The organism is Pseudoalteromonas sp. SIMBA_162 (assembly GCF_046535955.1).
GTDB lineage: Bacteria > Pseudomonadota > Gammaproteobacteria > Enterobacterales > Alteromonadaceae > Pseudoalteromonas > Pseudoalteromonas marina.
The window spans coordinates 1-203 of record NZ_JAWJBQ010001439.1 but is presented as its reverse complement, the minus strand read 5'-3'; the positions used below and the strand labels follow the sequence as shown (position 1 = coordinate 203).

Sequence of the window (203 nt, the reverse complement as noted above, 5' to 3'; positions counted from 1 at the left end):
GGAGTGGACGGGACTCGAACCCGCGACCCCCGGCGTGACAGGCCGGTATTCTAACCAACTGAACTACCACTCCGCAGTGGTATGTGCATGGGGTAATGCACTTACTAATTTTGTTACGATATCAAATGGCGGAGTGGACGGGACTCGAACCCGCGACCCCCGGCGTGACAGGCCGGTATTCTAACCAACTGAACTACCACTCC

At 56.7% G+C, this 203-nt stretch carries 2 tRNA genes; both read right to left on the bottom strand.

The annotated features are described in order from the left end of the window. A tRNA-Asp gene (locus R0J88_RS24380) sits at positions 1-73 on the bottom strand. A gap of 53 nt (positions 74-126) precedes the next feature. After that, positions 127-203 (bottom strand) — tRNA-Asp (locus R0J88_RS24375).